Raw genomic sequence first — 12,639 nt, 5'->3', positions numbered from 1 at the left:
GGAGTTCACCCCCGGACATAACTTCCCAATACTCTCGTTAAAATGGTGAAACGGCCGATCGCGTTTAGCGCTTCCGATACTTTCCGATCGCGCTGATGGCCGGCACAGTCGATGAAAAAGAGGTATTGACCGAGTTCATACTTGGTCGGTCTCGATTCGATGCGGCTCAAATTGATCTCCCGTTCAGCAAACTCCCTGAGAATCTCATAAAGTCCGCCCGGTCGATCGCTGGGAAGGGCGCAGACGATGGAAGTTTTATCGTTGCCTGTCGGCTCGGTAAGCTGCCGACCGACAACGACAAAGCGGGTCTTGTTGTTCGGACGACTCTGCACATCGCGAACAGCAATCTCCAGCCCGTATGTCATCGCCACAAACTCAGAAGCGATGGCCCCTTTCGGCGATTCTGCCGTTGAAACCTGCAGCGCTTTTTTGGCCCCTTCGGCCGTCGAGTTCGTTGCCGTCGCCTGGGCGTTGGGAAGACGGTTTTCCAGAAAGTGACGGCATTGGGCTAACGGTTGCGGGTGGGAATAGACTTCGGTAACTTCCGTCCAGTCTACATCAGGCGGAACGAGGAAGTGATGGCGCACCGGGAGGATGATCTCGCCGACGATAAAGAGCCCCGGGTTTTCAATCAATGCATCGAGGGTTTGATTGACGGCGCCTTCAATGGAGTTTTCGATGGGCAGTACAGCGGCATCGATTTCCCAACGGTTTAATCCCTCATAGACCATGGGTATGGTGCTGTAAGGTCTCCGTGGCGTTTCCGGTAAAAAAAAAGCCTGAGCCGCTTCATCGCTGAACGTTCCCTCAGGCCCAAGGTAACCGACAGGCCCCTGGACGGAGCCTGCCAGTTTCGATTTTACATCAGTCATAGAATCTCCCTATCCTATATGTTCAAAATCCTATGCTAATACTTTACCTCAAAGTAAGAATTCAGACAAATAGTTTATCGACAGGTCTATTAAATCAGATGCCAAGGACTATCTTCTCAGCTAATGCCAAGAACCGATCATCTCAGGATTCAGCATATAGGTTACCATGAATAAGCCATAGCCACTGTTAAATGGTTCTACCCATTAATCCAGCCACTCCTCGTAGTTCATCCATCAAGGAGACGAACTTATGAGGCTTGAGCGATTGGGGACCATCACAGAGCGCTTCTGCCGGGTTGGGATGGACCTCGATCATGAGGCCGTCAGCACCAGCGGCCAGTGCGGCCATAGACATGGGACGGACTAGCTGCCATTTTCCACAGCCGTGGCTCGGATCGACGATAATCGGCAGGTGGCTCAAGCTCTTGATGACGGGAATGGCACTCAAATCTAAGGTGTTCCGGGTAGCCGTCTCAAAAGTCCGAATCCCTCGTTCGCAGAGAATAACGTCGTAGTTGCCGCCGGACATGATGTATTCGGCAGCCATCAGCCACTCTTCGATCGTCGCCGACAGGCCCCGTTTTAAGAGGATCGGCTTATTGATCTTGGACAGTTCCCGGAGCAGGTGAAAGTTTTGCATGTTCCGGGCGCCGACCTGCAGGATATCGCTGTACTCAGCGATCAGATCGATGCTGCGGGGATCCATGACTTCCGTCACGATTAACAGGCCCGTCTCCTCGCGAGCCCGAGCCAAGAGCTTCAACCCTTGCTCTTCGAGACCCTGGAAGGCGTATGGGGACGAACGAGGTTTGAAGGCGCCGCCACGGAGGATACGAGCGCCAGCCTTTTTGACGGCGAGGGCCGCCTCGAGCAGTTGTTCCCAACTCTCCACCGCACAAGGACCGGAGAAGACCTGGATCTGACCGCCGCCGATCTCCACATCACCGATTCGAATCACTGTATCTTCTTGCCGGAAGTCGCGGCCAGCGAGTTTGTAGGGCTGCAACACCGGTACGATTTTTTCCACACCGTCTAGACCTTCCAAGTTGGAGATGACTACCCGGGATTTATCACCGACAGCACCGATGATTGTTTTTTCAACGCCTTCGGACATGTGAATCGAAAATCCTTCCTTTTGCAGGCGCTGGCAGACCGATTCAATTTCTTGGGCCGACGCTCCCCGCTTCATCACAATAATCATGATTTTCCTCCCTTAATCCTTTACATAATTTGTCCGGTAGGAAGGTCGGGCAAACGCAGCAAAAGGGCTGATAAGAAGACAAAAAGGTACCCCAGCTGGTGGAGTACCTTCTAAAGCCTACATTAACTCCTGCCATACTTCCGTGCTACACCCTTTAACTTTCCTACAAGTGAATCCGTCAACGCGGATTCATCACCACAAGACCATGAAAACCCATTCTACATATCCATTCCCTAGGAATGGATCGTCCTACATTTATCAATATAGCACAGCCTCCACCGGGCTGCAACCCTTCCGCCTATTGAATTATGCCAGCGCTGCCGTAATCTCTTTGGTAAACTGCCGAACTTCGGCGATCGCCTGATCCTTGTTGTCATGATGTTGGGCGATGCGCTTGACGATGGCGCTGCCCACGATGACTCCGTCTGCTTTCGGAGCTACAGACGCCGCATGTGCAGGTGTAGAGATGCCGAATCCGAGTCCTAAGGGCAAGTCGGTCTGCTTCCGGACCCGGTTCAACAGAAGATCCACGTCCGGAGGCAATTCAGTCCGGTCGCCGGTCACACCCAACAGGGAGACACAATAAATGAATCCCCGGGCTTTTTCAGCGATCAGTTGGATCCGTTCCGGCGGTGTTGTCGGCGCTACGAGAGGGATGAGAGCGATGCCGACTTCGTCGAGATAGCTCCGCAATTCGTCTCCTTCTTCCACCGGAAGATCGGCGATGATCACCCCGTCGACCCCTGCCACCAAGGCTTCCTGGGCAAACCGTTTCAATCCCATGCGCATCAGCAGGTTGTAATAGGTCATTAAGACAATCGGTACTTGGCTGCGGTTTCGCAGTTCCTCTACCATTTTTAACACTTTCATCAAGGTGACCCCGCCGGCTAAGGCACGACAGGCTGCCTCTTGAATCACAGGACCGTCGGCGACAGGGTCGCTGAAGGGCACCCCTAGCTCGATGATGGAGGCACCGCTTGCTTCGAGTGCCAGCACCAGTTCGGCTGTCGTATTTAAATCAGGATCACCGGCGGTGATGTAGGGAATGAAGGCTGTTCGTCCCTCCGCCTTGAGCTGCTGAAAGGTATGTTCAATTCGTTCGGTACCGTGTCTCGTCGACATATCAGCCTACCTCCCCGGCAAGTGTATGGACATCTTTGTCACCGCGTCCTGACAAGTTGACGATCAACAGGTTGTCCTTGGTCATCCTTTTCGCCATTTTCACGGCGTGAGCGACGGCATGGGCGCTCTCCAGCGCTGGTAGGATTCCTTCTGTTCGAGCCAGCATGCGGAAGGCTTCCAGTGTTTCTTTGTCTGTAGCGGCCACGAATTCAGCTCGGCCCATATCTTTTAGATAAGAAAGCTGAGGCCCTACCGAGGGGTAATCAAGACCTGCTGAGATGGAATGGGTTCCCAGGACTTGTCCGTTCTCATCTTGCAATAGATAAGATACTGCCCCATGAAGTACGCCTACCGTTCCTGCGTTCAAAGATGCTGCGTGGCGTCCCGTTTCAACACCATCGCCGCCTGCTTCTACACCGATCAGGCGGACGGAAGTGTCCTTCAGAAAACCGGAGAAAATACCGATGGCGTTGCTGCCGCCGCCGACGCAAGCCAGCACCGCGTCAGGCAGCCGCCCTTCGATTTCGAGGATTTGTTCCCGAGCCTCCCGGCCGACGATAGACTGAAAATGGCGGACGATGCTAGGATAGGGATGAGGACCAGCAGCCGTACCGAAACAATAGAAGGTTTCCTGCACATTGGCCACCCAGTCTCGCATCGCTTCGTTAATAGCATCTTTCAGAGTCTGAGTGCCCGAGGAGACGGCGATCACTTTGGCGCCGAGCAGTTGCATCCGGAGAACGTTCAGGTATTGCCGTTCCACATCTTCGGCGCCCATGTATACTTCACAGGGGATGTCAAAGAAGGCGCAGGCGGTGGCTGTGGCCACACCATGTTGACCGGCGCCCGTCTCAGCGATGACCCGTTTTTTCCCCATCCGCTTTGCCATCAGCACTTGCCCAAGGACGTTGTTGATCTTATGGGATCCGGTATGGTTCAAATCTTCCCGTTTCAGATAGATCCGTGCTCCGCCGAGGTATTCTGTCAGCCGCTGTGCATAATAGAGCCGGCTGGGACGACCGGCATAATCGCGGAGCAGATCCTCATATTCCCGTTGAAAATCCTCATCGTCGATAAATCGCCGAAAGGCCGAATCCAGTTCTTCCAAAGCCGGCTTCAACGTCTCGGGGACAAAAGCTCCGCCGTAGACGCCAAAGCGGCCGAATTTATCTGCTTGTTCCATCATGAAGAACACCTTCTTTACGTTCTTTTTCCGCAATTAATCGATGCAACAACGAGCAGCTTCAACGAAGGCTGCCGACTTTTCCCAATCTTTTTTTCCATCTTTCTCTACCCCGGATGCCACATCTACGCCGTATGGGCGAACTCGCATAATAGCTTCCCGGACGTTTTCAGGGTTCAATCCCCCCGCGAGAATCATCGGGCGGTGTAAAGAGCCCTCAATTTTCGACCAGTCAAAGGCTTTTCCCATTCCCCCCAAAGCGGTCGGGCAATAGGCATCGACCAGAAAGGCGCTTACCTCATAGCTAAGGGCTGCTTGAGATAGCTGCTCCCAGTTGTCAAAGACAGTCGTCACCTTTTCGACTTGACTGTTGGAGTTACCGTTGACACTTTTTTCTCCAAGGGGATGCTCCTGCATACTGTTTTCATTCTGACTTTCCCTTGTAAGAACTTCATCGCGGAAACGGAACGCTTTGATGATCGGGTAGGACCAGCGCCGGCAATATTCCGGTGACTCACCACCGTGAAATTGCAGAACATGGAGGCGGCAGAGAGAGGCGATTTCCTCGACGCTGTATCGCGGCTCATCGGCAAAGACGCCGACGATGGAGATGAATGGCGGCAGAGCGAGGGCAATTTCCCGGGCCAGTTCGGGGTCGATATAGCGCCGGGAACCGCGGACGAAGTTAAAGGCGATGGCATGGGTACCGGCAGCAACGGTCACTTGGGCGTCTTGGTGGCTGCGAATGCCGCAGATTTTGACGCGGGGGTAGGAAGGCATTAGGAGGCCTCCTCGTGCGTTTTTAACAATCTATATGCGAAAAATTGTGCGTAAACGGGGGTGCATTGGCTCCGCTCGCTAAGGGCTCCGCGGCTGTTCGCTTGGTTGTTACGCTGGCGCGCCAAACCTCTGGGCTTTTCTGCATGTGAACCGTGGCGCGCTTAACGCTTCACAACCCGCGCTTACGACGCCGCTTTGCCCAAAACGCTCACTCCGCCAATGCACCCCAACTTCTTGCCCAATCTTACCTTCACGGTGGTATAATGAAAAATTATTGTTTTAACAAACACCCTTCCCCGTCAACTGCCGAATCGCTTCTCCCGGGTCAGGAGAGGTGACGAGAGCCTCGCCGACGAGGATGGTATCGTACCCGGCAGCGGCGGCTCGTTCCACGTCCTCACGAGTCTTAATGCCGCTTTCGGCGACTTTGACTGTGTCCCTTGGAAGTGCGGCGCCGAGCCGAAGGACTTGTTCTTTATCGACGGTCAAGGTGCTCAGGTTGCGGGCGTTGATGCCGAGAACAGGGGTCCATTGGGGATGGTTCTTCCGGTTTTGTTCGACCGCTTGAAGAGTCCACTGTAGGTCCTCTTCCCCGTGAATCTCGATCAAGGGCTGCAGTTCGTATTGTAAAGCAGCGGCGCACATCTCAGCCAGGCAGGTCGGACCCAGGAAGGCGGCGATGAGCAGGCAGGCGTCCGCTCCGTAACAGCGCGCCTCTAAGATTTGATAGGGATCGATGAGAAAATCCTTGCGCATCACCGGTATGGTGGCACGACTAGATACTTCCCGCAGGTCTTCCAGGGAGCCGAGAAAATAGTTTTCTTCTGTCAGCACAGAAATCGCCGCAGCACCAGCTTTTTCGTAACGGTCGGCCAGTTCCCCTGCCTTGGCGTCAGGAAAGAGAGGGCCCTTCGAAGGGGACGCCCGCTTCACTTCAGCGATGATGGTGACCAGAGAGTTCTCATTTTCTTGTAAGGAACGGGAGAATTTTCGTGGGGTTGGAAGGTTAATAATCGCCTGTTCCAATTCAGCATAAGAGACTTTACGCTGTCCCTCTTGCACCCGTTTCGCTTGAATCTCCCACATGGTCTGTAAAAACCCGGTCAGAGCTATCTCCGGCTGCAGGTCTTTCATGCACTCACCTCTTGGCTCTTTCGAGCCGCTTCTGTAGTCAACGCACTGACTCTGTTCAACAGTGCCATCGCTTTTCCGCTGTCGACAGCCTCTTGAGCGAGGTGAATAGCCGCTTGCAGGGAATCGACTTTACCGGCCACCTGTAACGCAGCGGCTGCGTTTAACAGGACAATATCGCGGTGGGGTCCTTTTTCCCCTTTTAAGACTTCCAGGACGATGCGGGCGTTGTCCTCTTTGTCGCCACCCTTCAGGTCTTCCATGGTGCAGTAAGCAAAACCGAAATCGCGGGGATCAAGCATATCGACGGTCACCCGGCCTGCTTCTAAGCGAGCGATATGGGTTTTGCCGGTGAGGGTGATCTCATCGAGTCCGTCCTCGCCGTGAACGACCATCGCTTTCTTCGTTCCTAACCGGTTGAGCACATCGGCGATGATCTTCACCCGCTCTGCACTATTGACGCCGAGCAACTGCTGAGGGGCACCGGCCGGGTTGGTCAAGGGCCCCAACAGGTTAAAGACGGTCGGCACACCCAGTTCCCGTCGGGTCGGCGCTGCATGGGCCAAGGCCCGGTGGCACTGGGGCGCGAAGAAAAAGCCGAAACCGGTCTCCGCCAGACTCTCATATGCATAAGCTGGTGACAAGTTCACGACAACACCCAAGGCTTCAAGCACATCAGCCGATCCAACCCGTCCTGATGCGGCCCGGTTGCCGTGTTTCGCTACAGGCACTCCGGCGGAAGCGACGACGAGGGCGGCCGCCGTCGATATGTTAAAGGTTCCCGCTCCGTCTCCCCCGGTTCCACAGGTATCAACCATGCACAAACGGGTCGTCTCAAAATCGGCAGGAACATATTCTTGCAATTCACTGTAAACACGCTGGCGCATCGCCCGAGCGAAGCCGGCGATTTCCTCTTCTCCTTCACCAGTCAACCGCAATGCCACCAGGATAGCGGCCAGTTGAACGGAAGGCACTTGGCCTTCCATCACCGCTTCCATGATCATCTGTGCACGCTGCTCACCGAGCCGCTCTCCACCGAGCAGGCAGTGCAGACTTTGACGGGCTATCTCCAATCCCTTTTCACTCATCTCGGCTCACCTCATCAGTTTTTTCTAAAATCGCTCACTGTTTCATGGAAAGAAAATTTTTCAGCAGCCCTTTTCCTTCTGACGTCAATATAGACTCGGGATGAAACTGAACGCCCTCGACACAAAACTTTTTATGCCGGACGCCCATGATCTCTCCCCGGTTACTGCGAGCGGTGATTTCCAGGCAATCAGGCATGGTCTCTTCTTCGACGATCAGGGAGTGATAGCGAGTTGCCGTAAAGGGGTTGGGCAAACCCTGGAAGACACCTTTGCCGTCATGATGAATCAGCGATGTTTTCCCATGCATCAGCCGGGGCGCCCGGATGACACGACCGCCAAAAACTTGCCCGATCGACTGATGTCCTAAACAGACACCCAGGATCGGCACTTTTCCGGCGAAATGCTCGATCACAGCCATCGACATGCCCGCCTCGTTCGGGGTACAAGGACCGGGGGAGATGACGATATGATCAGGTGCCAGCGCCTCTATTTCCTGCAAGGTCAAGGCGTCATTGCGAAAGACGCGAATATCCTCTTCCATTTCCCCCAAGTACTGCACGAGGTTATAAGTAAAAGAATCATAGTTATCGATCATCAGGATCAACGGAATCTCTCCTCCGCTTCGGCCAAAGCCTCAAAAAGGGCTTTCGCTTTATTTACGGTTTCCTGATATTCCATCTCTGGAACGGAATCGGCGACGATTCCGGCGCCGACCTGAATCTCCGCCTTCCCGTCTCGCATGAGGACGGTCCGGATAGTGATACAGGTATCCAAATTACCGTCAAAACTTAAGTAACCTACAGCTCCCCCGTAGGGTCCCCGGCGCACAGGCTCCAACTCGTCGATGATTTCCATGGCCCGGATTTTCGGAGCACCGCTCAACGTCCCTGCCGGCATGACTCGAGCTAACGATTCCAAAGCGCTCGCCGATGCTTTTAATTCTCCGGCGACGCGGCTGACGATGTGCATCACATGGGAGTAATGTTCCACTTCCATGAACCGCTCCACCCGCACAGAACCGATCTCACAGACCCGGCCGAGATCGTTGCGGCCGAGGTCAACGAGCATGAGGTGTTCGGCCCGTTCTTTTTCATCTTGCAGCAATTCCTCAGCGAGGCGCTGATCCTCTTCTGCATCTTTTCCACGGGGCCGTGTACCGGCGATGGGATGAGTTTCAACGCGCCGGCCTTCCACCCGGATTAGCGCCTCCGGCGAAGAACCGGCCATCTGCATTCCAGGCAAATTCAGATAGAAGAGATAAGGCGACGGATTCAGCGAGCGCAGCGAACGGTACACATTTAAGGGATCCGTCTTCAGCGGCATGGAGAATCGCTGAGACAAGACGATCTGAAAAGCGTCACCGGCAGCGATGTACTCTTTGCAGCGCTCCACGGCCTGGCAAAAACTCGGCAGATCAAAGGTGGACATGGGCTTCACTTTCCCACTATCTACCTTCGACTCAGTGCCGACAGAAGCCGGGAGTTCAACGGGGCGGCGGAGCTTCTCCAACAGCTTCGCCATCTGGGATTGACCATACTGATAAGCCGCTTCGTCGCCCGATTCAGCTAGATAAACGAGCGTTCCTTGATGTCGCAGGTGATCGATGATCAAGGTGCACCGAGTGACCATCTGCACCATCTCCGGCAGTCGGCGGTCATCGATACTGTATTCAGGAAGCCGTTCATAATAGCGAATCAGATCATAGGAGTAATAGCCAACAGCACCCCCATAAAAGCGAGGCAACCGGGCCGACTCTGGAATCGGTGCCACCTGAAGACCGTCGAGCCACCGCTGCAGTTCCGCCAAGGGCTCTCTACCAGCACCTCCTGGAGCACCTTCTTTTGACGGGTCTAAAGGCCACGTAAAAAAGGCCATTGGTTCTGCCCCGACAAAAGAATAACGCCCGAGTACCGTACCGCGCTCCACACTCTCCAAGAGATACCCTAACCCGTCGCCGACTAGCTTGCGGTACAAGGTGATAGGAGTATCTTCGTCAGCATGAAAAGATGTCCACAAGGGGACATAGCGGTATTCACGGCTCAGACGTAAAAATTCATCCAAATTCATCTTATCCATAGGTATCATTCACCCTCCTTCCAGCGGAGAGTGAAGCGAACTGAAAAAAGGCGCAAAAAAGACCGGCCTACCGAAGTAGACCGGTCTTTCCATACTTCAGCATGAAAAAAACCGCCTATGCTCCGCTCGACTCCACTCAAACTCCGCTCAACTACACTAATTCTCAACTCACTGACACCATATCACGGCTGTATGTTTCTGTCAACCCGGTAATTTACGTACCCAAAGGAATCTTCCACTTGCAATGTGATTCGCTTTAAATTAGTGTTAGCTTAGAGACGTATCCATTTGATGTTCCACCGTAAAGGAGTGACTTTTCCTGAAAACTCGTAAGCCCTTATACACGCTCTCTCTGTTGCTCTCGCTGACCCTTTTTCCCCTCTCCGCGCAAGCGGCATCGGACAGTTCCGTTGTGCCAGAGATACGCCAACTCTTATCGGCCTATTATGTAGATGAACCGTCCACTTCGGTGCTGCAACAGCAGACTATCGATAAAATGATCGAGAGCCTCCATGACCCCCATACGATTTACCTCAGTCCAGAGAAATATAAATCCCTGATCGAAGATTTGAACCTCAATTATGCTGGGCTCGGCATGGTGATCGAAGAGACAAAAGATTATCCCATCGTCGATCACACCTTCCCTGGATCGCCTGCCGAAAAAGCCGGCTTAAAAAGCGGCGATGTTATCGTCAAAGTAAACAACGAGTCGACCAAGGGAATGAAGACGGAGGCGGTAGCGAAAAAAGTTCGCGGCCCTGTCGGCTCTTCTGTCAGTCTTGTCGTTCAAAAAGTTGGCAGCACAACAGAAGAGACACTGCAGTTAAAACGACAATTGATCAACATTCCTCAAGTCGGAGGCCGGATGCTAGGCAACCAGATCGGCTACATATCCATCGACAGTTTCGGTGATCGGGCCGCTGATGAATTTCGTGATGCCTACAAAAAGTTACAAACTTCTGGAATGAGCAAACTGATCGTCGACTTGCGAGGTAACGGCGGCGGCGAAGTGCAGGCTGCCGAAGCCATCGGCGACGATATACTGCCGGAAGGGCCTCTCTATCACATCGCCGGCCGCAAAGTCCCGAAGGAAACTTATTATACAGAAGGATCGGAAAAACCACTCCCCATGGTCGTCCTCGTCGATGACAACACGGCGAGCGCGTCAGAATTGTTGGCGAGTGCCCTTAAGGAGAGGGCTCATGCCGTTCTCATCGGTACCAAAACCTATGGAAAAGGATCTGTGCAGACGATCGTCCCCTTAGACTCCGGTGGATACTTGAAAATGACGATCGCTCGCTATACGACAGCTCTCGATCATCCGGTGGACAAGATCGGACTACAACCGGATCAACTCGTTACATACCCCTCCCTCCAACTGATCCGGGCCAAAGAACTCCTTCTTTCCCCTTACCGAAAAACGTTAAAACTGTCGCTGGCCAAACCGACAGCCTGGCTAGATGACGAAGAAATTCCTTTGCTCAAGCCGCCTCAAATCGTCGATGACCGTGCTTATGTGCCCCTGCAATTTCTTGGAGAGGCGCTCGGGGGATCGGTCGAATACAAGGAAAAAGAAAAACGAGCCATCGTTACCATGGGCGGAACCCAGTTGATCATCCCCACCGCTGGTGGCGATATAGTGCTCAATAACCGCCCTATCCAAACGATTCAGCCCTTAATCGTCCAGGATGATCAACCACAGATCCCATTGCGCCTGTTGAGCGAGTCTTTCGGATTCCGAGTGGAATACGACGGCATCAAAGGAGAGATAACCGTCCAGAAAGGATAGCGCCTAAAATCACAGGCACCTGGTTCGCCCCAACTCTCTTTCCGATAGCTAAGCCGCACCAGGAAACGAAAAATAAAGCCGTCCACCTCCGAAAGGTGGGCGGCTTTTTTACATGATCGTCGTCGGTGGATGTTCCTGAAAATGACTGTCACCGTAGACCGGGGAATAGTCGCTTGTCTCATCGACGGTCACCACGTTCCCTTCCCGAACTGAACGGAGAATATCAAGGATGGTCTTCGTATCACCGTACTCCATTTCCGGCGGAACCGATATAGGCTCCTCACCCGTCATGAATTTGTGGAAATTGAGCAGTTCATTATAATAGCCTCGTTGGGGGCGGTACATAATTTTCTCAGCGCGTCCATCGTTGTAAGTCACATTAATGGTTCCGCAGTCCCGTTCTTCTAGATAAATCATGCCTTTCGTCCCAAAGATGCGCAGTCCGATGAGAGGGCGCTGCATTTCTTTCCCGGACGAGAAGAAAGAAAATTGGCCTGTAACACCGTTTTTAAAACGCATATTCACACAGATCACAGAGTACGGGGAATAATCAGACTCCAAGGGAACCCCAAAAGCATGAAGCTTATCGACAGCCCCGAAGATGTGCCGGAGCGCTGCCATATCATGGACTCCGGTGTCCATGATCGCACCGCCCGGGTAGTCCGGGTGCTGGCGCCATTCCGCGTTGGGGAATTTGTTCGGTTGGTTCAGTTCACAGGGAAAACAAGCGACTCGGTTCTGCATGAAGTAGACCACATCACCGATGCGCTTTGTCCGGACCAAATCGCGAATTTTATCAATCTCTTCGTTATAGCGATAGTTTTCGGCGATGAGTACGGGAACATTGTATTTTCGGGGAAGCTCAGCATGAGCGACAGCCTGATCCTGGGTAGGGGCCAAGGGTTTTTCACAGATGATGCCTTTTGAGGTTCCCGAAATCGCCTTGGCCACATCTTCAGTCACCTTGTAATTCAAGCTGATCGGAACCATGATGTCGATCACATCCAGATCGTCCCGCAATACCATCGGGCGGTAATCGGTGTAGACATCCTGTTCACTCAAGCCAAGACGCCGGGCCCAAGGTAACGCTTTATCTTTGACCGTATCGCAGAGCGCTTTAATCTCATAACGATCCTTCAGTTCCTGATAAGCCGGATAATGAAGCTGTTCGAAGGCCATCCCGACGCCGATGATCCCAACACGCAGTTTTTTCATGTTTCTTTACCTCTCCCGTTTTACCATTAAGCGAAAATACTTGCCACCAGCGGAAAGAGCGAGTTGTTTTTCATGTCTAAACAGTATTCCCACTCCCTTTCTTTCTTTAAGATTCTCTCCACTTCCCCCCGATATGCGAGAAGCTATTCTTTTTATTGGGCAACGACATAGTATTTTATCGG

Annotated in this window: 11 protein-coding genes; 1 reads left to right on the top strand and 10 read right to left on the bottom strand. The window is 53.2% G+C overall.

Going from position 1 to position 12,639, the window contains the following annotated elements:
• Positions 1 to 5: 5 nt before the first annotated feature.
• The 9 genes from pheA to trpE all read right to left on the bottom strand — a co-directional run bounded on the left by pheA (position 6) and on the right by trpE (position 9,453).
• Positions 6 to 872, bottom strand: coding sequence for a prephenate dehydratase (gene pheA / locus H1S01_RS01230; RefSeq protein ID WP_188038302.1), 867 nt, complete (start codon positions 870 to 872; stop codon positions 6 to 8).
• A 187-nt stretch (positions 873 to 1,059) separates the two neighbouring features.
• On the bottom strand, positions 1,060 to 2,073 hold the full coding sequence (aroF, locus tag H1S01_RS01225; RefSeq protein WP_155474557.1) for a 3-deoxy-7-phosphoheptulonate synthase: 1,014 nt from the start codon (positions 2,071 to 2,073) through the stop codon (positions 1,060 to 1,062).
• A gap of 306 nt (positions 2,074 to 2,379) precedes the next feature.
• Entirely contained in the window at positions 2,380 to 3,195 is an 816-nt protein-coding gene (gene trpA, locus H1S01_RS01220) for a tryptophan synthase subunit alpha (protein ID WP_188038301.1), read from the bottom strand.
• Position 3,196: 1 nt separating this feature from the next.
• Positions 3,197 to 4,381 carry a tryptophan synthase subunit beta gene (gene trpB, locus H1S01_RS01215; RefSeq protein WP_423751909.1) on the bottom strand — a complete coding sequence of 395 codons (1,185 nt, stop codon included), beginning with the start codon at positions 4,379 to 4,381 and terminating at the stop codon, positions 3,197 to 3,199.
• Positions 4,382 to 4,414: 33 nt separating this feature from the next.
• Entirely contained in the window at positions 4,415 to 5,158 is a 744-nt protein-coding gene (locus H1S01_RS01210; RefSeq protein ID WP_188038300.1) for a phosphoribosylanthranilate isomerase, read from the bottom strand.
• 279 nt (positions 5,159 to 5,437) lie between these two features.
• The gene (locus H1S01_RS01205) at positions 5,438 to 6,292 is read right to left on the bottom strand and encodes an indole-3-glycerol phosphate synthase TrpC (protein WP_188038299.1); all 855 of its coding nucleotides are present in this window, start codon (positions 6,290 to 6,292) and stop codon (positions 5,438 to 5,440) included.
• The gene (gene trpD, locus H1S01_RS01200) at positions 6,289 to 7,377 is read right to left on the bottom strand and encodes an anthranilate phosphoribosyltransferase (protein WP_188038298.1); all 1,089 of its coding nucleotides are present in this window, start codon (positions 7,375 to 7,377) and stop codon (positions 6,289 to 6,291) included. The genes H1S01_RS01205 and trpD overlap by 4 nt, the downstream gene beginning before the upstream one ends.
• A gap of 34 nt (positions 7,378 to 7,411) precedes the next feature.
• Complete coding sequence (gene pabA / locus H1S01_RS01195; RefSeq protein WP_188038297.1) at positions 7,412 to 7,981, bottom strand: aminodeoxychorismate/anthranilate synthase component II; 570 nt, start codon at positions 7,979 to 7,981, stop codon at positions 7,412 to 7,414.
• On the bottom strand, positions 7,978 to 9,453 hold the full coding sequence (gene trpE / locus H1S01_RS01190; RefSeq protein ID WP_188038296.1) for an anthranilate synthase component I: 1,476 nt from the start codon (positions 9,451 to 9,453) through the stop codon (positions 7,978 to 7,980). The genes pabA and trpE overlap by 4 nt, the downstream gene beginning before the upstream one ends.
• 412 nt (positions 9,454 to 9,865) lie before the next feature.
• On the opposite strand from trpE, the gene H1S01_RS01185 reads away from it, so the two are divergent.
• Positions 9,866 to 11,242, top strand: a complete 1,377-nt coding sequence (locus H1S01_RS01185; RefSeq protein ID WP_188038295.1) for a S41 family peptidase — start codon at positions 9,866 to 9,868, stop codon at positions 11,240 to 11,242.
• A gap of 108 nt (positions 11,243 to 11,350) precedes the next feature.
• On the opposite strand, the gene H1S01_RS01180 is transcribed toward H1S01_RS01185, so the two are convergent.
• Positions 11,351 to 12,457, bottom strand: a complete 1,107-nt coding sequence (locus H1S01_RS01180) for a Gfo/Idh/MocA family protein (protein WP_188038294.1) — start codon at positions 12,455 to 12,457, stop codon at positions 11,351 to 11,353.
• Between the last annotated feature and the right edge of the window lie 182 nt (positions 12,458 to 12,639).

The sequence above is a fragment of the Heliobacterium chlorum genome, from assembly GCF_014502795.1.
Lineage (GTDB): Bacteria > Bacillota > Desulfitobacteriia > Heliobacteriales > Heliobacteriaceae > Heliobacterium > Heliobacterium chlorum.
Note: the sequence above shows the minus strand (reverse complement) of the source record. Positions and strands in the feature narration are given on the sequence as shown.